Genomic DNA, 22,124 nt, shown 5'->3' with positions numbered 1-22,124 from the left:
AACTTACTGAAATGTTTTAACAAATTTACGACTTCCGGCATTATAAATCTCAATTAATCCGTCAATTTCAGGTTTTCTGTTTTCACTATACCTCATGTTGATGAAAGGATCGATCCAGAAACTGACCGGATCTTTGTCTGATATTTCTTCAAATCCCAGTCGCCGGTAACTGGCCCCATCCGACCATTCGAGATCTGCGTAAGTCATTATATCACCCGGTTCGTAATGATCGGTAAACGCACGGATAAGTTTATCAAACCCTCCAACTACGGTCGTATTTCTCAGATTTGCAAACCGGATTAATTCATAAGAACGAAAAGGTTTTCCTTGCTTCTCAAAAGTACGAGGGTGACTAAACGTTGCAACCGCAACTAGTAATTCTTCTATTCCTGTATCAATTTGATAGTCAGGATTCAGCACCCGAAAATAGCGTTTTGGTAAAAATAGACCGTAACGTATCCTGGAAGTTGCAGATCCCTGCAAATGGTTTTTGTCCAAAAAATCATTGGCAGTAGGTTTGTCCAGTTTTCTGACCTGCGTAACCCTGCCGGGAATTCTTTCAGATATTCCTAAAATAGCATTTAATCTGGATTGGACGATTTCATTTTTTTGATACCAAACATCTTCCCACAAAATAACGCAGCTTATTTTTTGGTTGCGTTTTGATGTCAGTCTATTCAACAAACCGATTATCTCCTCCTTCTTATTTTTAATGGTCAACCAAACATCCAGTTCAATCAGGACAAGAATCAGGGTATTCCCGGAATGCTTGATTTCTAGTGATGTAAAAGCGCCCAAACGCTCAGTTACCACAGATTCTGTGGGCAAAGAAATGAGAAAATTTAAAATTTGCCCGGGAAAGTCGGTTAACTGATTCAATTATATTTAGAATAGCTGGAAAAGCGCAAGATAAATATAGATTCTCTATATAAAAAGACGGTGTCAGACCGAAGCCCTGACACCGTCAGAAAAATGTCAATCATTACCTCTTCCAAGTCCAATGATCAATCCTACGTTGAAACCATAAAATCTGGAAGTTGATTTAAAATCAATATTTCCCAGGTCGCCGGTGGTCAGCTGATGATTTTTATTATTGAATATATAATGATAGATGCCTTCCACCTGTATACCTACGGTTTTACCCAGGGCAAACACAATTCCCGCTCTGGGGGCTGCACCGAAATTGCTGGATTTGTCGGAAGTATAAATGTTTTTTCCATTATGATTGACGTCATAATTGGATAAATAAACACCTGCGTCACCACCTATGTATGGCCTGACAACGCCTGTGGCAAAATAATAATCCAAAGTACCGGTCAATGGCATAAGTGCACCGGTTGTTTTATACTGGTTATTTCCGATGCCGTAAGTATTTCCATCTGCATAGAGTTTGGCAGCAACGCCAAGTGCCAGATTGGGGGATGCAAATACCCTGAGATTGATTCCACCACCTCCGATTGTTTTAGCTCCGTCCCGGTTCGATTTACCTGTTCCTCCCTGAAAACCAAAGAGAAAATTGTGCGAATGCTGCTGAATTAAATCCAACCAATAAAGTAAGAATAACCAGTGCGGATTTGAGATTATTTTTCATGATTTCTGTAAAGTTTAGTGTGACATTACAGAGTTTGTTACAAGATTTAATCCAAGATCATTCTAATCGTCTATGGAATACCATATGAAAATTTTGATTATATGACTTAATTTTCACGTTGCGTTCCTTAAAGTTGTACAAATAAATGCACAAATTGTTGCGGTCCGAAAACCTTATGAATCAGCTGGCCGATGCAATAAATCTGATTTTGCAGCCTCCCATCCTATCAATGCTTTTTTCCTTAAACTTCCCCAGCGATATTCTCCCAAAACACCTTCTTTGCGAATAACCCGGTGACAAGGAATCAGATAGGCAATCGGATTATCGCCAACCGCAGTACCCACCGCTCTGACCGCTTTGGGATTTCCGATGCTGTTTGCAATTTGCTGATAAGTAGTCACTGAACCCTGCGGAATTGATAGTAACGCCTCCCAAACTTTCAGCTGGAAATTTGTTCCCTGAACCATAATCGGCAACTTTTCAAGCGTATCGAGATTGGGAGAAAATATCCTGTGAATATAATTTTCAGTTACTTTCCGATTCGGTTCAATGGTTGCAAAGTGCCATTTTTTCCTTAGCAGTATTAATTGATGTGCTCTGGTTTCTTCATCTACAAACGCCATGGCACAAATCCCTCGTTCTGTTACTGCTATGAAACACTCTCCAAAAGGCGTCATATGAAAACCGTAACTTATCTGCAATCCTTTCCCACCCGTTTTAAATTCCTGAGGAGTTACCGCTTCAATTCCAGTAAAGAGATCATATACCCGGCTTTGACTTGAAAGTCCGGCAGATTCCGCAAGCTTAACCAGATTTGTCGATTCCTTGATTTTCTCTTTCAGATAATCGGCGGTGATATACTGTAAAAATTTTTTCGGGCTCACTCCTGCCCATTCCGTGAACATTCTTTGAAAATGAAACTGGCTGATATTCACTTCTTCTGCCACTTCAAACAACGAAGGCTGGTTTTTGACATTTGCTGATATGTACTCAATTGCCCTGGCAATCTTTTCATAATTATAAGTTTCCTGATCCATTTGATTGTTAATTTGTCACACAAAGGTGCCGACAAAAAACCTCCTGCTCAACCCAAAACTTGCGTTTGTTGTCAAAAATACCGGCATGTGAAATACGGAAATATTAATGATTGCAGTTATATTCACAGACTATTAATTATTAATCCAATCCGTAAAGATCATGGAATTAAACCCAAAAGAAACCGCCCTTGTTTTGATTGAATTTCAAAACGATTTCACCTCGGAAGGTGGCATATTTTACGGTGCAGTAAAAGGTGTTATGGAATCCAATAACATGCTGCAAAACACAGTCGATACCGTTGCAGCAGCGCGTGAAGCCGGCGTTCACGTAATGTTTGTACCGATTTCCTTTACAGAAGATTACCATGAAATTACGACTAAACCTTACGGCATCATGAAAGGCGTTATTGATAACGGCGCTTTCAAAAAAAATACCTGGGGAACGGAAATTATCGATATTTTAAAACCTGAAAACGGTGATGTAATTATAGAAGGAAAACGCAGTTTCTGCGGATTTGCGAGTACTAATCTGGATTATATTTTACGAAGCACAGGAATAAAAAATGTCGTTCTGGCTGGTTACCTGACCAATTGTTGTGTAGAATCTACCATGAGAACGGCATATGACAAGGGTTATAACGTGATCACACTAACTGACTGCTGCGCCACTTTGAGCCAGGCGGAACATGATAATGCGTTAAAAAGTGATTTTCCAATGTTCAGTCAGCCCATGACACATAATGAATTTATTGACGTTCTAGAAAATCAGAAAGAACTTGAAATGAAAGGCAAAGGGTACGAATAGAAATGTTTATGAAAATAGTTAAATATCTGTTTGTAAGTTTATTAATGCTATTCCTTCGGATTGAAACGGTCCATGCACAAAATTTCACCAGTCAACAGAGAACTTTGCAGGCAACTATTAAGTCGGCTTATAAAAGCAAAAAACTTACAGCCAAAGAATATGCTAAATTATTGGAAGAACAGGAGATTATTAAAACCACAATCCTGAAAGCGCAGGCGGATGGTGTCATGACCCCGGATGAAAAAAACCGAATTCATTCTAAACTTACAAGGGCGAGGAAAAGACTTGCCAAATATAAAACGAACAGAGAAATTTACTGATTTGGTAGATTTTTATAACAAAGGAGCTTCTTCTCAAATAGCGGAGAAGCTCCTTTGTTATACAGCAAAAAGCGATCTTTAATATTCTTTTTTGCTATCCTTTTTTGCTTTCTTCTCAGCACGTTTTTCTTTCAAATTTTTCTCAGGCTCCTTTTTGGTGCTGCCTTTGTCCAGATTCTTACCCTTTGCCATGACTATTAAGATTTAAATTTAATATGGTAAAATAACAGAAATAACCACATATTTTGTATTGCAAGCTACTTAAAAATTTTCGGAGATGGCAAAACTTGTTTTTGTCCCTTTGTAATCCAATCCATAACTAAATTGGCTCTGCCACCCGTGACACCATTGCTCGGACTTTTTCCCTCACCTCTTAGTTCGGCCACAATCAGCTCAATCAAAGGTTGCTGCACATGCGCCGGATAAGGAATGGTGAAAGTTTCTGTACCTGATTGGGTTTCAACAATGATATCGAATTTTTCAAAAAAGGAAAATTTGATTCTTCCTTTTGATCCAACGATTTGCGCTGAGTCTTCCCGCTGCTCTTTATTAACTGTATAACACCAGGTTCCGGTCCCTAAAATACCAGATTCAAATTCAAAATTTGCTACGGTGATATCATCTGCTTCATACAATCCTGCCTGATTGCGGGCAATTCCGCTAGCCTGTTTGATAGGCCCTAACACATATTCCAGGTAGTCAAACTGGTGAGAAGCAAGATCATGAAAATGTCCACCGCCAGATATTTCCGGCTGCACCCGCCATCTCGGTTTGCGCAGCTCCCCTACTTCTTCATCATAAGGCTGCCATTGCAGACAAATATTGACATATCGAATATCTCCAATTATATTACTGTAAATCAATTCTTTAAGTTTAACAAAATAGGGCAACGACCGTCTGTAATAGGCTACAAAAAGCGGAATTCCGGTTTCTTCACTAACCGCGTTCATGCGGTCACATTCTTCGGCATTCATCGCCATAGGCTTTTCTACATAGACCGGTTTTCCGGCGCGCATCGCCCTTTCTGCGTATTCTTCGTGTACATTTGGCGGTGTCGCGATATAAATAGCGTTCACCTCCGGATCATTAATGAGGTCGTCCACGTTGCTATACCATTTTGGCACATTATGCCTTTTTGCATAGTCCTCTGCCTTTTCGGCATCCCTGCGCATCACTGCAACGAGTTGGGAATTTAGTACTTTATTGAACGCCGGCCCGCTTTTTACTTCGGTGACATTACCGCAGCCAATAATCCCCCATTTTATCTGGTCCATATGAATCTTCATTAAATTGAACTAATAAGTAAGCATAATAATTATTTATTCTAATCAATTTCCTTTTACCTTTAATATCAATACTAAAATTTACGCATGGAAGGCCAGCTGAATAATCCGTTGCACGGAAAAACATTAGAATCAATATTGAATGAACTGGTTGATTATTTTGGGTGGGAACAACTTGGATATCATATCAATATAAATAGTTTTAACCACGAGCCGAGTGTAAAATCCAGTCTAAAATTTTTAAGAAAAACTCCCTGGGCAAGAAAAAAAGTAGAAGATTTATATTTAAAAATGCTGGACAATAAATAAATTTCGTTCGTGACGACGATGTTGAATTTGTCCGTTTGAATGAATAAGAAATGATTTTTAATAACTTGATACCGATTAACTTCATCAGATAAAACATGGCTTTCGTTGATTATTATCAAATACTGGGTATACAAAAAACTGCTTCCGAGAAAGAAATCAAAGCGGCTTACCGGAAGCTGGCCCGAAAATATCATCCTGATGTAAACCCGAACGATCAGGAGGCACAAAAGAAATTTCAGGAACTTAATGAAGCCAATGAGGTTTTGAGCGATCCTGAAAAACGCAAAAAATATGACCAGTACGGAAAAGACTGGGAACATGGGGAAGAATATGAAAGAGCCCGTCAGGCACGTGCATCTTCTGCGAATTATGGCGGAGGATTTTCGTCGGGCGGCGGTGATAATTTCTCTGATTTCTTTGAATCTATGTTTGGTGGCAGTTCCGGATTTGGCGGCGGCCGTTCGGGCAGACAAACAAAATTCAGAGGCCAGGATTATCAGGCAGAAGTTCATCTGACATTAACAGAAGCGTATGAAACACACAAACAAACGCTGACTGTCAATGGCAAGAATATTCGCATAACCGTACCGGCTGGTATAGAAAACGGACAGACAATAAAAATCCCGGGCCATGGTGGCCCTGGCAGTAATGGCGGGCCCAATGGTGATTTGTTTATTACTTTTTCCGTTGCCAATGATGAAAAATTCAAACGTTTAAAAAACGATTTGTATCTCACTGCGGACCTGGATTTGTATACTGCTGTTTTAGGTGGAGAGTTAATTATTGAAACGTTGAGCGGAAAAGTTAAACTTCCAGTCAAAGCGGAGACACAAAACGGAAATGTTGTTCGTTTAAAAGGAAAAGGCTTTCCGGTTTATAAACAGGATGGCCAATTTGGAGATTTGTATGTAACTTTTAATATAAAAATCCCGACAAACCTAACTGAGAAACAAAAGGAGCTTTTTACTGAATTATCAAAATCCTAACCTACTTTCGCTATGGAAACTGATCAGCTAATTTCGATTGATATTTTTTGTCGTCATTATAAAGTTGAGTATTCTTTCGTCCAGTCGCTTCGGGAAGTTGGACTAATTGATACTGTTTTGGTGCAGGAAACACAATATCTTCAAATTCCACAATTGCAAAATCTGGAAAGAATGATACGTTTGCACGATGATCTGGACGTTAACCTGGAAGGAATTGAAGTAGTTCAACATCTGTTGAAACGTGTTGAATATATGCAGGATGAGATCATTTCATTAAAAAACCGGTTGAGACTTTACGAATCCAACGAGTAGAGATAATGCAAAGCAATAAATCTGCTGATTGCCAACGTATAAAAAGCACCGTTTTTATATCGTTGATAATCAGCAGATTTTTATTTTATAATCAACTGCAAAATTTCTCTAACATTATTATTGTCCTCAATTATTCTTAATTCTGTTTTCGTAAGAATAATTAACGTTGTTAGATTTTAAAATTCATGTCTTCTCTCAGTTGTTTTTCGAAGGTATTAAAATCAAAAAATAATGATTGCCAAATAAGGACGTATCTTTGCGTTATGTTAAATGAAGGCAAATAATATTTACTTGCCCGACCATATTATAATTTATGAAATTCGAAGATTACCACATTGTTCCCGAAATAAAACGAAGTCTGGAAAAAGCCGGGTTCAAGCGTCCAACCGATATTCAGTTCAAGGCCATTCAACCCATTATGAAGGGTGAAGATGTACTTGCCATAGCACAAACCGGAACGGGAAAAACAGCTGCTTTTGCGATACCCATTATCGATATTTTACATCGTAGAAAATCAGCAAGCCGGCCAGAGGGAATAAAATGTATCGTGATGGTACCAACCCGGGAACTTGCAATCCAGATCACCGAAGTATTTGAACGAATTGGCCAATATACCAAAGTAAAGGCATTCAGTGTGTTTGGTGGCGTTGAACAGGGACCACAGATTGCACAGTTGGAAAAAGGTATTGACATACTTGTGGCAACTCCGGGAAGAATGTTCGATCTGGTTAGCCAGGGACATATTAAACTGAATCGAATAGAAATACTTGTACTGGATGAAGCGGATCATATGCTTGATCTGGGTTTTATAAAGGATATTCAGGATCTGATTAAATTTCTTCCGAATACGCGTCAGACGTTATTTTTCTCTGCTACAATTAACGAGAAAATTAAAAAACTGGCTTATTCGCTCGTTAGAAATGCCATACGTATACAGATATCGCCCAATGATAAAGTTGCCAAAAATATTACACACTCGGTAGCTTTTATCGGAATGGATGACAAACGTTTCTTTTTGGAAAGAATCGTTGGAGAGAATGCTGAAAGTAAGATTCTTGTTTTTGTGCGCACCAAAGTTCGTGCAGAAAGAGTATATAAGGCTCTCGAAAGAATGGGAATTAAAAGTGTGACCATTCATGGAGATAAGGAGCAGGATGATCGTCTTGAAGCAATGAATTCTTTCCGAAAAGGAGAAGTTAAAATACTGATTGCCACAGATGTAAGCGCCAGAGGAATTGATATTGCCAATGTGGATTTTGTTGTAAATTATGACCTTCCTGATCAGGCAGAAAACTATGTTCACCGTGTTGGCCGCACGGGCCGGGGAACGCATAAGGGATTTGCAGTTTCGTTTTGCAGTCCGGAAGAAAAACCGATGCTGGAAGAAATTCAGGAATTCCTTGGCAAGCCTATTGAAGTCTTAAAAATTACAGGCCAGGAATATTCAGAAACGATCGATTTCAGTGCTGAGCCAAAAGATGATCTGAAAGCATTAATGCAGGAAGTTGATGATTTTGAATCAAAAAGAAAAAAGAAGAAAAAGAAATAAGTTATATCGATAACAAAATAAAAGCGATCGCAGAAATTCTACGATCGCTTTTATTTTGTTAACATATTTTGACCTTAATATTCTACCTGATCAATAATGATCTGTCCTCTAATTTCTCCATACGGATAGGTTTTGCTGGTAATGTTAACATACATTGCTCCCAAAATCAGCTGAGTTTGATCATTGGTTGAAACATTTTTAACCGAACCTGAAACTTGTCCGCCTGTTGGATTCGACGATAACGTGTATGTGACAGCACCAATTTGCCATGAAGGGTTAGCCGTATTAATTGTAACCGCTGTTGGTGTAACATTCTGATAAGAAATGTTGTATTTCAATTCCTTAGTCGCCTTGTTATACTCAAATACGCCTGTTCCCTGAGCAGTAGAGGAAGATTTAGGAATTGCCGGCTGACTATTAATTGTCGCATGAAATTTTACTACATCATCTTCATGCGGTCCTTTTTCTTTACAGGAAGAAACCAGACCTAACATAGCAACACCTGTCATTAATAGTAAAAAACGTTTCATTGGCTTTTTCATAAATCCTGATTTTTTAAAACAAATTATTCGATAAATATATACAAAGTTACTCCACCGCAAAAATGATACCAGACAGATTTGTTAAATATTCCATAAATCGCTTTTCCTGACGTAGACAATCCGGTTGTTCCAGATAACCCGGTCCCAGTGATCTACTGAGCCTACAATCGTCAATTTGTGCCCTTTTCCGACCTTTTCAACCACTTGTGCAGCGGATGAGGGTTCATCTCTCAAAAAGGTGTTAGCGTTAACAATTATACACGTTTTATAGAGCGACGGAATATTTAGCAGTCCCAGCAAGGCTACAAGATAGAAAATAATTGAAATCTTGTGAATTTTTAAGATTGGTTCTTTCCGGCGCACTTTCATGACCATGATCAGAACGATGTATGCCCCCAAAGTTAGGAGCAAAATCGGGATGTAATCACCATAACGGCGGTAAAAAATTATAAAATAATTATAATCGTCAAATTCATAGCCTTTTAGATTCTGCTCAGAGGCCAGTTTATCCATTTTTTCAAAAAGTCTTCTGGACGGGGTTATTAAAGCAAGTTTGCTGAGATAATACAGACAATCGGTATAGTCATTTGTCTTCTCAGCCAAAAAAGCGAGCTTCAAAAGCAGACTTTGATTATTTTTTTCATCATTTCCGAAATTTTTTTTGTACAGCACCGTTGCCTCCGAATACTTCGCCATAGCGAACAGAGAATCAGCTCTTTTTAATTCATTTTTACTGGCCGAAAACACTTCACATTTGGGTAATATTGAGCCCAAAATGATCCAGAAAATTAGGTTTTTATTTATCAGGGCTTGCATTTGACTTTTAAGAATTCTACTTTTGCATCGCAATTACGGAAAACGTCACGGCTATTCCAACTGCAAAAATAATTGATTCCGTAGCTCAGCTGGTAGAGCAATACACTTTTAATGTATGGGTCCTGGGTTCGAATCCCAGCGGGATCACAAGAAAAAGTTCCTTCGTAGTTCAAATCGAATTTCAGCGGAATAAAAATAAATACCTCAGTAATGTCCAGGTGGTGGAATTGGTAGACACGCTACTTTGAGGGGGTAGTGCCCGTTTGGGTATGGGAGTTCGACTCTCCTCTTGGACACAAAATTGCAATAATCGTCAGCAATTTTACCACTGGAAACAGTAAAAAACGATTCCGTAGCTCAGCTGGTAGAGCAATACACTTTTAATGTATGGGTCCTGGGTTCGAATCCCAGCGGGATCACAAGGTCAAATCTTAATCAGGTTTGACCTTTTTTTTATTGCGCAATACACTTTCTTAATTTATGTGTCTTGCACCAGTCTCACGGGGATTAGTCAATACATTTTGAAACAATTTCAATATTATCTCAAATAATGGTCTTTTAAACCAGGTTTTGATATTTGAACCAATATTTTGCCTTTCCAAATACTTCCTCTATAATGTCTGCTATTGTTTCTCAGGAAATAAACCAAATAATCGTTAAACAAACGTGATAGAGTAACGCGCCTTTTAAACAAAGTAATTTCGGACTTTTAAACAAAACGCTCGATTCTAATCACCCCGATCTTTGTTGCATCAAATTATTAATCAGATGACAACAAATTCAAATAGTAAAAAATTAGTGTTGGTAACCGGTGGATCCGGATTCATCGCCGTGCATTGTATTCTGCAATTGTTAGAAGCAGGTTATCAGGTGAGAACTACCGTCAGGTCATTAACGCGCGAACCTGATGTAAGGGCCATGCTAAAAGAAGGCGGTTTTGAAGCCGGTGATCGCTTATCATTTATAGTCGCAGAATTAGGGTCAGATGCAAATTGGATCGAAGCCATCACAGGATGTACTTATGTGCTGCATGTGGCATCCCCAACCCCTTTGAACCAATATGAGCACGAGGATGAAATGATTATACCTGCCCGAGAAGGTGTACTTCGCGTTTTACGGATCGCTCGTAAGTCAGGTGTAAAACGTGTGGTGCTTACCTCCGCAGTCGGCGCAATAGTTTACGGACACAAACCTCAAACAATTCCTTTTACAGAAAAAGACTGGACGATCACAACCGGAGATGTGCCTGCTTACCAAAAATCAAAAACGCTGGCTGAGAGGGCAGCGTGGGATTTTATTGAAAGGGAAGGCGATGGGCTGGAACTTTCAGTAGTTAATCCGGTTGGCGTTTTAGGGCCCGTACTGGGTCCCGATTATTCGCATTCCATTCACTTTCTTAAAAGTATGATGGAAGGAAAAATGCCGGGCTGCCCAAAGGTTAACTCTTCTTATGTAGATGTGCGCGATGTAGCTGATCTGCATTTGCGGGTGATGACTGAACCGGCAGCGAAAGGACAACGCTTTATTGCCACTGCGGGCGAGAGTATCTGGATGGTGGATATCGCTAAAATATTAAAACAAAATATGAGCGCTTTGGCCAACAAGGTAAATGCAAAAGAATTGCCGAACACGCTGGTGCGGATTGCAGCACTGACAAATCCCGTGGCAAAAGCCATTATTCCATTTTTGGGCAAAGTGATGAATACAACCAATAAAAAAGCAGTAAGCATGCTAGGTTGGTCACCCCGTTCTACGGAAGAAGCAATAACAGCCACTGCCGAAAGCCTGATTCGCTTAGGAATTGTTAAATAACTTCATTTTCATTTCACACATTCTAATAATAAGAAATTAACTAATATTAAAATGTATTTAACAGCATATAAAACGATCGGCAGGTCGTGACTTAGAGTGAGTCCGCTTTGCCTGGGCGGAATGACGCTTGGGGACGACTGGAAATGGGGTGCAAACGCTGCGGATTCCAAAAAGATTATTTATCGGTTTATGGAACTTGGCGGTAATTTTATTGACACCGCCAATATATATACCAATGGGGCATTCCGAAAAAATCATTGGAGATGTGGTTGGCAGACAATCTAATATCCGAACAGGTATGGTTATTGGCACTAAATTTGGCGGCAATACCTTTCCCGGCAATCCAAACGGCGGGGGCGGCGGCACCAAAGCGATTTTGGAAAGTGTAAATCAATCACTCAGGCGTTTGCAGACAGATTACATTGATTTTCTTTGGATTCACCAGTGGGACTGGAACACGCCAATGGAAGAAACTATGCGAACGTTAAACAGCCTGGTGATTAGTGGCAAAGTAAGATATATTGGTGTCAGTTATGCTCCTGCATGGAAAATAGCCCAGGCGCAAACTATGGCTGTGCTTAAAGATTGGGCTCCGTTTGTGGGATTGCAAATTGAATATTCACTATTAGAAAGAACCATTGAGGATGAGCTAATCCCTATGGGATTGGAATTAGGGTTAGGAGTAACCGCCTGGGCACCATTAAAAGGCGGTATTTTATCAGGAAAGTATAATAGGGAAAATGGAGGAAACGTACTTGGCAGCAGAATGAATATCAACGAAAGATCTGATATCCTTGGGAAAAAAGAATTCAAAATTTTAGACAAGCTGAAAGAGATTTCAGAAGAACATCGAAGCAGTCAGGCGGATATCGCCTTAGCCTGGGTAATGAGCCGACCCGGCGTTGCCTCCACTTTAATTGGTGTACGCAATCTTGATCAACTGGAAGCTAATTGTCTGGCTGCTGATATCAAACTTAGCAAGGAAGAAACTGATGCATTAGATGTGTTATCTACGCCACCAGCCACTTTTGTATCTGCTTACCGGCCTTACTCAAAAATGTTTCATCACGGAGGTATTGAAGTGAATGGTGTACAGCCGCCTGTTCTGCCGCTCACGGTGGAGATGGTGCCGGGGAAATATTAAGTTGATAAATTCTTCATCATGAAAATCATACTTACAGGAGCGACAGGATTTCTAGGTCAGGAAGTGTTAAAACAACTCTTGGCAGATCCGACCGTTACGGAAGTCGTTTTGCTGGTTCGCAGGTCGACGGGAGTCATCAATCTAAAATTAAAAGAGCTCATTCTAAAAGATTTTCTGGATTACTCCGCGATAACAAAAGATATTGAGGCAAATGCCTGTATATGGTGTTTAGGGGTTCCGCAGTCGGCTGTAACGGCAGAGGAGTATATCAGGATCACTTTTGAATATGCGTTATATGCCGCAAAGCAGATGCTGGAACTAAATTCGCAATTGAGATTCTGCTTTGTAAGCGGCGCTTCTGCAAGCCAGGAGGAAAAAGGAATTTCTTTGCAGGGACGAATTAAAGGACGCCCTGAAAGAGAGCTGGCATTTCTCAGCAATAACATTTTTTTATTCAGACCTGCTTTTATTAAGCCTTCCGATAGTAATTACAAAAGACCGCTCGTTCAAACCATTGTAAGATATGTTACAAATGTCTTAGATCTTTTTTCGGAAGCTTTTAGTATTGATGTAGCTGTATTAGCCAACTGCCTGATTGGTGTAGCAAAAAATGGATCGCCAAACAAATTAATGAACAACCTTGCTATCAAACATTATCAGGAAGATTTTGATTAACTTGGAATATGGAAGCATCAACTGCAAAAAATGTAGCGGAAGTATTTATTTCATGTAAAAAGGAAAAGCACTATAGCCGGGAGTTGATCCTGCCAAATCCCGCATTGGTTCGCGTAATTTCCGGTGAGGTAAGGATTGTTACGGCCGACAAGTTATATCAATTTTTCCCTGGTGATACCGTACTCATTCCCCGGAATCAGCTGGGCCGGATGAGCAAATTACCTCTGGATGGAGAACCATGTGTAGCAATTTCAATTGTATTCAGGCCCGATGTATTGCGGCAGTATTACCTGGCTCATCCCCTTATTAATAAAGCTTCTGATAATTCGCGAGAGATGTTACTGGAAGATCATCCCTTATTGGAAAGTCTTTTCAATTCCTTGACGCCTTACTTCAAACTTGCAGACGCGTTGCCAGCCGATCTGGCTGTTTTTAAAATGGAAGAGGCAATCCGTGTTCTCCGCGCTATTGACACCCGTGTTGATTGTTTGCTTGGCCAGTTTGAAGAACCTGGGAAAATCGATTTGGTAGATTTCATGGAGAGAAATTACATGTTTAACCTTTCGCTGAACAAATTCGGATACTTAACAGGCAGAAGCCTGACCACCTTTAAAAAAGATTTTCAAAAGGCATTTAAAAGTTCGCCTGGGAAATGGTTAACAAAAAAAAGGTTAGAACTGGCGCACTACCAAATATTTGAAAAAAATATAAAGCCTTCGGATGTTTATTTGAATGTTGGATTCGAAAATCTGTCACATTTTTCTTTTGCTTTTAAAAAGCAATTTGGATATAATCCCACCACAGTTCCTGGTTGAAGAATTAGATAACCCTATTTTCCATGAAGACTTGTATGAAAGGATGTTTTGGAAATCAATGTGTCGATCCGGTAAACCGAATAAACTTTTGAGATTGCATGCCTTCTATGGCACCGGTGGACGCCAATATTTATCCACAATAGTCCCGGTTCCCTGATATAATAATCCTGGATAAATACTATTACCTTTTAAAGCAATTGGTGAATGTGCTGCGTTTAATGGTGTAAATACAACCGAAGCGCCCTGTGCCAAATGCGGTATCCATTTTTGCAGCGTAATATCAAAAACTGCCGATAACTATATCTACCAGCTGCTACGGTCTTTTAAAATTTTTGCATCAGGGCAATTAATTAATTGTCCCCTTATCTCCAGGAATTAGACCTTCTTACCCTACAACAACTTTTCCATATAGCAAGTATCCGTCCCTAAGCCTGCGGCAATACTGGTCCTTTGCAAATACAAAGGCAACTTTCAAGCTCCATCTTCAGCCAAAGCCGTTTAAAAAACTTCAAAATTCCTCACCAACATTTCCCTCAACTTTTGGAATTGACCTAAAAACGACTCAATTTTAAGCTTTTCCAGGAATCTGCTGATTTGTGAGACACCAGGGGTTTCTAAACGCATTTCTGTATACTTAATTTCTAGCCCAAAAAAATTTAACCTTTCAATTCATGAACAAAAGAGAGTTCCTTAAAAATGCGGCGGCCTTGTCTTCCCTTGCTATGATCCCAGCTGAATCCTGGGCTTTTTCTGCCGATAAACGTTTAAGAACCGCTCACATCGGTTTAGGCGGGATGGGTCAGGCGGACCTGGCCTCTATCTCGATACATAGCAATGTCGATGTGGTAGCACTTTGCGATGTTGATTCAACCGTTTTGGCGAGTGTGGCTGCCAAGTTTCCAAATGCAAAAACATATAAGGATTACCGTGTGATGCTCAAAGAAATGAGTAAGGACATTGACGCAGTGATTGTGTCCACTCCTGATCATACACACGCGCCGGCGTCGATCATGGCTATGGAAATGAATAAACCTGTTTATTGCCAAAAACCACTTACACATTATGTAAAAGAAGCAAGGGCAATGGACAAAATTGCCAAAGACAAAAAACTGGTAACCCAGATGGGCATCCAGGTGCATTCTTTTTACGACTACAAACTGGCTACTTTGCTCATCCAATCGGGCATTGTAGGAAAAGTACACACTGTTAGAGCCTGGTCACCAAAAAACTGGGGTTATAATGGTCCAGTACCTGAAACCGGCGATCCTGTACCGGCCAACCTGGACTGGAATTTATGGCAGGGAACTTCGGCAGAAAGGCCGTACAAAGATGGTTTTTATCATCCCGGCAACTGGCGGAAACTCGTAGATTATGGCTGTGCTACGTTGGGCGATATGGGTGTCCATATTTTTGATACACCGTACAATGCTTTGCAGCTGGATGTACCTAGAACAATCACAACAAATTGCAGAAAACCGAACGGATTTGGATACCCTGAAAAAAACATGGTTACCTATGAATTTCCGGGAACAAAATATACAGCGGATACGCTGAAATGGGTTTGGTATGATGGTATAGGTGCAGATAAACAACGCGAAGATTTGATGCTTCCAGACGGAGCTGATCTGCACGACCAGGGTGCGATGTTCATCGGAGAAAAAGGTAGATTGTATCTTCCGCATTTCCAGGTAATGCCGAAACTTATTGTTGATGGTGCCTATAAGGACATCGATATTTCGCAATTCAAGTTGAGTGAACCGGTTCGGGAGTACAGTTCAGAGGTGCACAAACATTACCATGAGTTTGTGGATGCATGTTTGGGAAAAGCGACTTGCAGCGCGCCATTTTCTTACGCTTCCCGCCTTACAGAAACCATTTTGCTTGGTGTAATTGCCGGCCGATTCCCTAACAAAACATTGCACTGGGATGCAAAAAAAGCACAATTCGCAGAAGAAGAGGCCAACCAATATCTGGGAGGAACATATCGCAAATTCTAGGCGGAACTAATAATCTAAGGCGTTGATAACGCCAAATCATCAAAGAATTAATTCAAGTTTCGTCCCAACATTATCAAACAAAGCGCCTTTAAGGTGCTTTGTTTGTCACTTACCTTAACAACTTACATCCACTTCAATTAAAAGAACTTCTATATTCAAGAGGTCATAAGTTGGTTTTACTTTTAAATAATCTGCTGAATGATTGCAGGTGTTAAAAACCTAATTGATATGCCATTTCACTGACGGATAAGTTAGTCGTCGATAAAATTCCTTTGGCTTTTTCGATGAGTTGGAGATGAATATGCTGCTGAGTGCTTTGTCCGGTTAGCTTTCGCAGCATATCGGTCAAATCATGTGGTGAAACGTAAAGCTTGTCTGAAAGATAGAGCACTAAGGGAAGGTCGAGCTCCTGTACTTTGTCGGTATTAAAATAATCTGTCAGTAATTCATCAAGTTTGACTAATAAGTCCTTACCCGCTGTTTAACGTGTGAGAAATTGCCAGTTATAAAAACGGTTCGAATAATTGAGCAACCAATCAAGATGAGAGATCATAACATCCTGACTAAACTGATCCATGGAAGAATGTTATTCGTGCTGAATATTTTTCAGGACCCCTTCCACCCTGTTTTCTTCCTTGTCAGATAAGTGCAAAGCTTCATTTACCGCATAAGAAAAGAATCCAAATTCCTTGATGGTTTTACCTAAATGATAATTATGGATAATGTCAAGATGAAAAACTAAAAGCCAGCCTGTTGCATCATTGACGTCGGTACTGTCAACACTGATCATTTGTCCCGGAGCCATAAATGCCATCAAACCTTCATCAAAATCATAATAATTTTGTCCGTCTTTTATTTTAAATATTACGTTCCGTTTGAGCATGATGATGTAGAAATCCGTGGTGAAACGCATTGGACTATCAACAATCCTAGACCGCCTGTCGTCGTATCGGATCAAACTTATTAATGGATGATCAGATGATCAAGCACCCTGAAATTGCAAAACGACTCGAACAAAATTATCAGGTCTTGATAAAAGAGGTATTTGAACAATAAATAATTATCAATCAGCATTTTTCAAATTGATAATTAAAAAACAGTTGCCCAAACCTGTCCCAGATTATTCTGAACCAAGTTTGGGCAGCGATTTCCACCAGGTTATCAATTTATCTTTTAGCTCGCTGGTGAGTTTGGGCTGTGCTGCTTCGAAATTTGAAGTTTCATTTTTATCTTTTACGATATTGTATAGCTGCACATCCGAGCCATCACTGTTCATTAATAGTTTCCAGTTACCAGAACGCACCGCCAGATTCGGACTTTTATCCTCTCCTTTTGGATAGGCATAGGCAATATTATTCCTGCCATATTCCCAGAATATATCCTTTTGCCTGACAGAAGGTTTCCCGAAAAATAAAGTACTTCGGTCAATGCCATCTCCTTTATAATTTTCTGGTAATGATACACCAGCTATTTTTGCCAGCGATGGCAATAAATCAAGTGCATTTAATACGGAGTTATCATCTGTTTTACCTTCGGGGATATGACCAGGCCAGCTAACAATAAACGGCATTCTAGTACCACCCTCATACAGGGAAAGTTTGGATCCTCTTAAACCTGCTGCCCGGCTTCCTTTGAAACTAGGTAACGGACCATTGTCACTTGTAAAAATGATGATGGTATTTTTGTCCTCTCCTATTTCTTTCAAACCATCCAGTAGCCTCCCGATCTGTACGTCGTATTCTTTCAACACCAATTTAAAAGCTTCTTCCTCCTGCGGATTCATCGGAAATTTACCTTTATATTCAGTTTCAGTTCTGGGTACCCAGGGCGTGTGAACATCATCCGGCCAGAGATTGACAAAACATGGCTGTCCCTTGTGTTTCTGCATGAAATCAAGTGTTTTATCAACAAAATACTGCGTCCGGTCCCATCTTTTGATACTGTCTTTATCCGACCATATCCAGTTTGTTGCAGTCAGCGCAGGATCCGGATCAGGACTTTCGTATGTACTCGCATGTGCGTCAAATCCATATTTCTCAAAGCCGGGCGCATTTGTCACATCTCTGCCGCCGCCCATATGCCATTTTCCAAAATGCCCGGTTGCATATCCTGCCTTTTTAAAAAATTTCGCCATTGTGGGTGCTTCCGTATTCAAAAAATCAATTTGTTCCGCATCCTTGTTATGCTTTTTATTATCCAGATAAGTGGTAAAATTCCATTTTCCCGGATACATTCCTGTGAGCAAACCTGTTCTGGATGGAGAGCAGATTGGAGCGGCGCTATAATACTGTGTGAATTTCATTCCTTCTTTCGCGATCCTGTCAATATTGGGTGTTGGAACGAATTTCCCGCCAAAAGTTCCTACATCACTAAATCCCATATCGTCTGTCAGTATGATAATAATGTTGGGCTGCTTTGTTTTTTCAGCTGCTTTTTTCTGAGCATTTGCCGGAAGAAAAGGGATCAATCCAGCGATTAGTATGCCTGAAAATATCTTGAATTTTAACATATAAGTTACTAAATAATTCAGTTTAAATTGTTTACGGTCAGAATCAGATTTTATCTTTTCTCAACTCAATTTCAATAACTTGTCTGATCGCATTCGCCATTTCTTCCAGCAAGGCAGGAGAAGTTGTGGAAGCATCGTCCAGTTTGGTATGGAACAGAGGAAAAGAAGCAGTACCCACAAAGCCTATAAAAGGTGAATATCCTTGCTTCTGGGCAACAACTAATTCTCCATAAGCTTTGTCTTTTACTTTTTGAATTTCGATATTACGGAAAGCCTGGTTAACTGAACTTTCAACATCACCGGCGAAATATACAATCCGTTTATTATCCGCATTGGCCTGACGCACCAAGCCTTTATCTGATTTTGTATAAGCATAGGTTGCGAAACTTGCACCCAAATGAACCCACAAGCGTACATCGGCCGATTTGGGGGCTTTTTCGTGAAGGAATATATGGGTTCCCTGATGCTGGGCCAGCTCATGACCCGAATTACCGGTGAATATAAATTTGTAAGGAAATTTTTGCGAAGCGACCCATTTGGCCAGCGCAGTGAACGTCGCAATTCCTGGTCCGCGTTCTCCTCCGCAAGTAAACCAGCCACTGATAGGCGTTGAAATGATGATTGTTTTATCACCCTCACCGATACTTCCCTGAATATTTCTCGCCGTTACTTTTTTTAATTTACCTGTTACCGTCAGGCTTGCAGTGCCGCCAGCCAACAGATTTTCAACATCCTTGGGAGCAACCTGCACGACTGGTATTGGATACGAAACTCCGGGCAGCGTATTAATCGCAGCGATTTCGCCGGCGGCATTATCGGCCACTAGAATAATCGCTTTTGCTCCACCGTCGATTATTTTCTTTATTTCAGCAGCATTATCCTCATCCATAAAGCTGAACGATCTTTCCTTTGATTGCTGATTGATCCAGACAATCTTGCCAGAAACATCGCCGCCATCCTTTTTTAACTCTATAAGCTGCGCTGTAATCTGAACTTCCGCTTTTAAAACCGGCCAGATGGGAAAAACTTCAATGGACTTTTTACCTATTTTTAATTCGGTTTTTTCAGGAAAAAACTGCTCGACCGGAAAAGTTACGTACTCCGTTTTGAAACCATTGTTATCCAGAATTCCTTTGAGCCACTCAGAAGTTTTATTGTCGCCTTCCGTTCCTGTTCGGTGAATGCCGAAGTTTACATACTGAACCACATCAGCGTATAAATCAGCACCTTGAAACTTTTTCTCAACCGGTTGCTGGGCTAAGCCAGGAAAAGAACTAAATGTAAAGAGAAGAAAAACAGCTATATTTTTAGTCACGAACCGCTTCATGTTATAAATAATTACTTGATAAAATGATCAATACAAAAAAACACCAACCAGAACTGGTTGTCAGAATAAGGTAGAGATCTGCCACGATTGCCGAAGATTTTGAGATAAAACAGGCACACGATAACAGCATATCTTTGCTGGTGGCTAACAAAGTATACATAGTCTACTACTTTAATGGACAAAATTAAGGTATTTAATTTATCCTTTTCAAGAAGGTTTAGGAAATGTTAAAATTCTGGGAGGTAATTTTTGAGAACTAAATTTATGATCTGGATAACTCAGACTTGATTTTGATTAATTCACCCAACAACGTTGTCACCGGGACTTCAACTTTGTTTGTTAGTTCGGCTGCTTTGGCAATGGCAAAATTTAAGGTATCAATTTCTGTTTCCCGCTGGTTCAAAATATCCTGATAAGTCGATATCTTTTGTCCGTCCGACATCTTGCTGATGGAAAGAACATTTTGTAAAACTTCATCTTCGGTCAAATTAATGCCATTTTCTTTCGCCACACTAAGACACTCGTTAATTACTGTTTTGGCGATTTCCAATACAGCTTCGTTTCTTTGAAATACACCGTTATCGGTTTCCAGCAGAGGGCAAATAGAATTAAAAACACAGTTGCTGATTACCTTTTTCCAGATGACCGGTTGAATGTCAGTTTCTGTCCGAAAAGAAAAAATGTCTGTATTTAATGTTTCAACAATATCAGTCAGGATTTGATCCGATCCTTTAATAATCCCGACAGGCGAAGGTGCTACAATTTTAAAACGTACTTTATTTTTGCTCACGGATTGACTGGTTGCCAGCAATACACATCTGTACAACTCGTTAAAATGCTGATCAATAAAACAATTTTCAATGTGAAGACCATTTTGTAAAAAGACAATTGGAGACTGATTTGTCCTGAATTTGAGCTTCTCTGCAAGTGCCTGATTTCCAAAAGATTTATTGGTCAGCAATATGATTCCATCCAGCTTCTCAAAGTGGTTTATTGAACTGATTAACACGTCAGCTTCAAAGGTACTGTCGGCGGTTTCTACCTGAATATTTTCACAATAGGAAGTTTTTTCCTCCACTGTTCCACGAAGGATAGTCACGGATTTTCCATTGATAATCAAGGCAACAGCCAGTGCTTTTGCTATTACTCCGTTACCGATAATGTATAAATGTTTACTTTGATTTTCTTCACTTTGCATTACTGATTTCATCTTGATTTGAAATAGTTTTTCTTACATTAATTTGCCACCGAGACTCTGTAATTGTGTGGACTTTGCCCGGTTATTTCCTTGAATCTTCTATGAAAACAACTGAAATTCATGAATCCGCTTTCGTAACATACTTCCTTAATATTGATCTTGTTGTCCATCAATAATTTACAGGCATGTCCGATACGAATTTCAGTTAGAAATTGCAGGTAAGTTTTACCGGTTCTGGATTTGAAATAACGACAAAAAGAATTTGGAACAAGGCCTGAAAGACTGGCTACTTCTTCAAGATATATCTTCTTATTAAAATTGCTGAATGTAAATTCATAAATGTCATTGATCCGGTCATTTTCAGAATCCAGCAAAATATTCTGATAACCGACAGAAGATAACATAGTAAATTCCTCTGATTGTGATATAGCAGTCAGAATTTTCAAGAGCGTAATGATCCGTTCGGGACCATCCGTATGATTCAAAACACGGATTTCAGAGCTGATCATTTCCTTTAAAATGCCGTGTAAAAGAAGCCCTCTCCCAGCCTTTTCCAGTACCGCTTTAATGGGTTTGTTTTCATTAAGATCCAAAAATTTTTGTCCCCAGAAATCGGGGGTAAAATGCAATACTGTTGAGATAAGATTACCAGATTCTTCTTCCAAATCTTCAGGCGCATCAAATCGCCAGTAATGCGGCAGATTGCTTCCTACAAGCACTATGTCGTCCATGAAAAACCTTTTGATATGATCTCCCACAAACTGTGTTCCGCTGCCTTTGTGAAAATGAATAAGCTCAATCTCCGGATGGTAATGCCAGCGATTATTGATATTCGTCATTTTGTCCTGCCGTATGCTAAACGAGTAAGCCTGTACATTCGGCACCTTAAGAAGCTGTGGTTTCATGTCCGAAATATATACAACAAATTTAGAATGAAGGAGAACAAATATGTTAATATCTCTTATACGTTGGTTAATTTTTAGGACAGTCTTTTATAAAAAATATAATTCCTTTGTATTGTTAAATTTAGTTTAAACAAAGAGTAATCGGGTGAGATGAGTCATTACTCATGTCTATCCATTACGCTGACAGAGATT

Annotated in this window: 21 protein-coding genes, 3 tRNA genes and 1 pseudogene; 14 read left to right on the top strand and 11 right to left on the bottom strand. The window is 39.7% G+C overall.

The genetic code is table 11. From position 1 onward, the window contains the following. Window positions 1–3 precede the first annotated feature (3 nt). The 3 genes from IEE83_RS12800 to IEE83_RS12790 form a co-directional block, all read right to left on the bottom strand. A complete protein-coding gene (locus IEE83_RS12800; RefSeq protein ID WP_194120956.1) occupies window positions 4–828 on the bottom strand; it encodes a hypothetical protein in 825 nt (274 codons plus the stop codon). Between the two features lie 147 nt (window positions 829–975). Then, window positions 976–1,545, bottom strand: a complete 570-nt coding sequence (locus IEE83_RS12795) for a hypothetical protein (RefSeq protein WP_228101792.1) — start codon at window positions 1,543–1,545, stop codon at window positions 976–978. Between the two features lie 219 nt (window positions 1,546–1,764). Next, a complete protein-coding gene (locus tag IEE83_RS12790; protein ID WP_194120955.1) occupies window positions 1,765–2,628 on the bottom strand; it encodes a methylated-DNA--[protein]-cysteine S-methyltransferase in 864 nt (287 codons plus the stop codon). A 160-nt stretch (window positions 2,629–2,788) separates the two neighbouring features. Between IEE83_RS12790 and IEE83_RS12785 the strand changes: the two genes are divergently transcribed. Beyond that, window positions 2,789–3,433: a cysteine hydrolase family protein gene (locus IEE83_RS12785; protein WP_194120954.1), complete on the top strand. Its 645-nt coding sequence runs from the start codon at window positions 2,789–2,791 to the stop codon at window positions 3,431–3,433. Window positions 3,434–3,441: 8 nt separating this feature from the next. Continuing rightward, window positions 3,442–3,753: a hypothetical protein gene (locus IEE83_RS12780; protein WP_228101791.1), complete on the top strand. Its 312-nt coding sequence runs from the start codon at window positions 3,442–3,444 to the stop codon at window positions 3,751–3,753. A gap of 257 nt (window positions 3,754–4,010) precedes the next feature. On the opposite strand, the gene IEE83_RS12775 is transcribed toward IEE83_RS12780, so the two are convergent. After that, entirely contained in the window at window positions 4,011–5,027 is a 1,017-nt protein-coding gene (locus IEE83_RS12775; RefSeq protein ID WP_194120953.1) for a Gfo/Idh/MocA family protein, read from the bottom strand. Window positions 5,028–5,123: 96 nt separating this feature from the next. Here IEE83_RS12775 and IEE83_RS12770 point away from each other — a divergent pair, with 96 nt between their 5' ends. The 4 genes from IEE83_RS12770 (at window position 5,124) to IEE83_RS12755 (ending at window position 8,192) form a co-directional block, all read left to right on the top strand. After that, entirely contained in the window at window positions 5,124–5,345 is a 222-nt protein-coding gene (locus IEE83_RS12770) for a VF530 family protein (RefSeq protein WP_194120952.1), read from the top strand. 95 nt (window positions 5,346–5,440) lie between these two features. Next, window positions 5,441–6,331, top strand: coding sequence for a DnaJ C-terminal domain-containing protein (locus IEE83_RS12765; RefSeq protein WP_194120951.1), 891 nt, complete (start codon window positions 5,441–5,443; stop codon window positions 6,329–6,331). Window positions 6,332–6,343: 12 nt separating this feature from the next. Beyond that, window positions 6,344–6,643, top strand: a complete 300-nt coding sequence (locus IEE83_RS12760; RefSeq protein WP_194120950.1) for a chaperone modulator CbpM — start codon at window positions 6,344–6,346, stop codon at window positions 6,641–6,643. A gap of 313 nt (window positions 6,644–6,956) precedes the next feature. Continuing rightward, on the top strand, window positions 6,957–8,192 hold the full coding sequence (locus IEE83_RS12755) for a DEAD/DEAH box helicase (protein ID WP_194120949.1): 1,236 nt from the start codon (window positions 6,957–6,959) through the stop codon (window positions 8,190–8,192). A gap of 74 nt (window positions 8,193–8,266) precedes the next feature. Here IEE83_RS12755 and IEE83_RS12750 read toward each other — a convergent pair whose 3' ends face one another. Together IEE83_RS12750 and IEE83_RS12745 are read right to left on the bottom strand one after the other, a co-directional pair. Continuing rightward, window positions 8,267–8,734, bottom strand: a complete 468-nt coding sequence (locus IEE83_RS12750; RefSeq protein WP_194120948.1) for a CHRD domain-containing protein — start codon at window positions 8,732–8,734, stop codon at window positions 8,267–8,269. Window positions 8,735–8,815: 81 nt separating this feature from the next. Then, entirely contained in the window at window positions 8,816–9,550 is a 735-nt protein-coding gene (locus IEE83_RS12745; RefSeq protein WP_194120947.1) for an SH3 domain-containing protein, read from the bottom strand. A gap of 74 nt (window positions 9,551–9,624) precedes the next feature. On the opposite strand from IEE83_RS12745, the gene IEE83_RS12740 reads away from it, so the two are divergent. The 8 genes and pseudogenes from IEE83_RS12740 (at window position 9,625) to IEE83_RS12705 (ending at window position 15,993) form a co-directional block, all read left to right on the top strand. Further along, window positions 9,625–9,697, top strand: a tRNA-Lys gene (locus IEE83_RS12740). A gap of 65 nt (window positions 9,698–9,762) precedes the next feature. After that, window positions 9,763–9,846 (top strand) — tRNA-Leu (locus tag IEE83_RS12735). 50 nt (window positions 9,847–9,896) lie between these two features. Beyond that, window positions 9,897–9,969: transfer RNA gene (locus IEE83_RS12730), tRNA-Lys, on the top strand. A 349-nt stretch (window positions 9,970–10,318) separates the two neighbouring features. Next, window positions 10,319–11,362, top strand: a complete 1,044-nt coding sequence (locus IEE83_RS12725) for an SDR family oxidoreductase (protein ID WP_194120946.1) — start codon at window positions 10,319–10,321, stop codon at window positions 11,360–11,362. A 120-nt stretch (window positions 11,363–11,482) separates the two neighbouring features. Then, a pseudogene (locus IEE83_RS12720) lies at window positions 11,483–12,506 on the top strand (aldo/keto reductase). 18 nt (window positions 12,507–12,524) lie between these two features. Beyond that, entirely contained in the window at window positions 12,525–13,181 is a 657-nt protein-coding gene (locus IEE83_RS12715) for an NAD-dependent epimerase/dehydratase family protein (protein ID WP_194120945.1), read from the top strand. 8 nt (window positions 13,182–13,189) lie between these two features. Beyond that, window positions 13,190–13,996 (top strand): helix-turn-helix domain-containing protein, encoded by an 807-nt coding sequence (locus IEE83_RS12710; RefSeq protein ID WP_194120944.1) that lies wholly within the window; start codon window positions 13,190–13,192, stop codon window positions 13,994–13,996. Window positions 13,997–14,667: 671 nt separating this feature from the next. Then, entirely contained in the window at window positions 14,668–15,993 is a 1,326-nt protein-coding gene (locus IEE83_RS12705) for a Gfo/Idh/MocA family protein (protein WP_194120943.1), read from the top strand. A 586-nt stretch (window positions 15,994–16,579) separates the two neighbouring features. Here IEE83_RS12705 and IEE83_RS12695 read toward each other — a convergent pair. The 5 genes from IEE83_RS12695 to IEE83_RS12675 form a co-directional block, all read right to left on the bottom strand. After that, window positions 16,580–16,906 carry a hypothetical protein gene (locus tag IEE83_RS12695; protein WP_228101790.1) on the bottom strand — a complete coding sequence of 109 codons (327 nt, stop codon included), beginning with the start codon at window positions 16,904–16,906 and terminating at the stop codon, window positions 16,580–16,582. Window positions 16,907–17,113: 207 nt separating this feature from the next. Continuing rightward, window positions 17,114–18,502, bottom strand: coding sequence for a sulfatase-like hydrolase/transferase (locus tag IEE83_RS12690; RefSeq protein WP_194120940.1), 1,389 nt, complete (start codon window positions 18,500–18,502; stop codon window positions 17,114–17,116). Between the two features lie 43 nt (window positions 18,503–18,545). Beyond that, window positions 18,546–19,829, bottom strand: a complete 1,284-nt coding sequence (locus IEE83_RS12685) for a protease-associated domain-containing protein (RefSeq protein ID WP_228101789.1) — start codon at window positions 19,827–19,829, stop codon at window positions 18,546–18,548. Between the two features lie 262 nt (window positions 19,830–20,091). After that, window positions 20,092–21,039, bottom strand: a complete 948-nt coding sequence (locus IEE83_RS12680) for a ketopantoate reductase family protein (RefSeq protein WP_228101788.1) — start codon at window positions 21,037–21,039, stop codon at window positions 20,092–20,094. A 26-nt stretch (window positions 21,040–21,065) separates the two neighbouring features. Then, the gene (locus IEE83_RS12675; protein ID WP_194120938.1) at window positions 21,066–21,932 is read right to left on the bottom strand and encodes an AraC family transcriptional regulator; all 867 of its coding nucleotides are present in this window, start codon (window positions 21,930–21,932) and stop codon (window positions 21,066–21,068) included. Window positions 21,933–22,124: the final 192 nt, after the last annotated feature.

Source organism: Dyadobacter subterraneus (assembly GCF_015221875.1).
Lineage (GTDB): Bacteria > Bacteroidota > Bacteroidia > Cytophagales > Spirosomataceae > Dyadobacter > Dyadobacter subterraneus.
Note: the sequence above shows the minus strand (reverse complement) of the source record. Positions and strands in the feature narration are given on the sequence as shown.

What these genes read in the sequence shown, in the direction of transcription:
- IEE83_RS12725 (WP_194120946.1), top strand. Translation starts at nt 10,319, where the DNA reads ATGACAACAAATTCAAATAGTAAAAAATTAGTGTTGGTAACCGGTGGA.
- IEE83_RS12750 (WP_194120948.1), bottom strand. Translation starts at nt 8,734, where the DNA reads ATGAAAAAGCCAATGAAACGTTTTTTACTATTAATGACAGGTGTTGCT.
- IEE83_RS12695 (WP_228101790.1), bottom strand. Translation starts at nt 16,906, where the DNA reads ATGCGTTTCACCACGGATTTCTACATCATCATGCTCAAACGGAACGTA.
- IEE83_RS12710 (WP_194120944.1), top strand. Translation starts at nt 13,190, where the DNA reads ATGGAAGCATCAACTGCAAAAAATGTAGCGGAAGTATTTATTTCATGT.
- IEE83_RS12785 (WP_194120954.1), top strand. Translation starts at nt 2,789, where the DNA reads ATGGAATTAAACCCAAAAGAAACCGCCCTTGTTTTGATTGAATTTCAA.
- IEE83_RS12770 (WP_194120952.1), top strand. Translation starts at nt 5,124, where the DNA reads ATGGAAGGCCAGCTGAATAATCCGTTGCACGGAAAAACATTAGAATCA.
- IEE83_RS12765 (WP_194120951.1), top strand. Translation starts at nt 5,441, where the DNA reads ATGGCTTTCGTTGATTATTATCAAATACTGGGTATACAAAAAACTGCT.
- IEE83_RS12715 (WP_194120945.1), top strand. Translation starts at nt 12,525, where the DNA reads ATGAAAATCATACTTACAGGAGCGACAGGATTTCTAGGTCAGGAAGTG.
- IEE83_RS12760 (WP_194120950.1), top strand. Translation starts at nt 6,344, where the DNA reads ATGGAAACTGATCAGCTAATTTCGATTGATATTTTTTGTCGTCATTAT.
- IEE83_RS12755 (WP_194120949.1), top strand. Translation starts at nt 6,957, where the DNA reads ATGAAATTCGAAGATTACCACATTGTTCCCGAAATAAAACGAAGTCTG.
- IEE83_RS12775 (WP_194120953.1), bottom strand. Translation starts at nt 5,027, where the DNA reads ATGGACCAGATAAAATGGGGGATTATTGGCTGCGGTAATGTCACCGAA.
- IEE83_RS12790 (WP_194120955.1), bottom strand. Translation starts at nt 2,628, where the DNA reads ATGGATCAGGAAACTTATAATTATGAAAAGATTGCCAGGGCAATTGAG.
- IEE83_RS12780 (WP_228101791.1), top strand. Translation starts at nt 3,442, where the DNA reads ATGAAAATAGTTAAATATCTGTTTGTAAGTTTATTAATGCTATTCCTT.
- IEE83_RS12745 (WP_194120947.1), bottom strand. Translation starts at nt 9,550, where the DNA reads ATGCAAGCCCTGATAAATAAAAACCTAATTTTCTGGATCATTTTGGGC.
- IEE83_RS12675 (WP_194120938.1), bottom strand. Translation starts at nt 21,932, where the DNA reads ATGAAACCACAGCTTCTTAAGGTGCCGAATGTACAGGCTTACTCGTTT.
- IEE83_RS12705 (WP_194120943.1), top strand. Translation starts at nt 14,668, where the DNA reads ATGAACAAAAGAGAGTTCCTTAAAAATGCGGCGGCCTTGTCTTCCCTT.
- IEE83_RS12685 (WP_228101789.1), bottom strand. Translation starts at nt 19,829, where the DNA reads ATGAAGCGGTTCGTGACTAAAAATATAGCTGTTTTTCTTCTCTTTACA.
- IEE83_RS12680 (WP_228101788.1), bottom strand. Translation starts at nt 21,039, where the DNA reads ATGAAATCAGTAATGCAAAGTGAAGAAAATCAAAGTAAACATTTATAC.
- IEE83_RS12690 (WP_194120940.1), bottom strand. Translation starts at nt 18,502, where the DNA reads ATGTTAAAATTCAAGATATTTTCAGGCATACTAATCGCTGGATTGATC.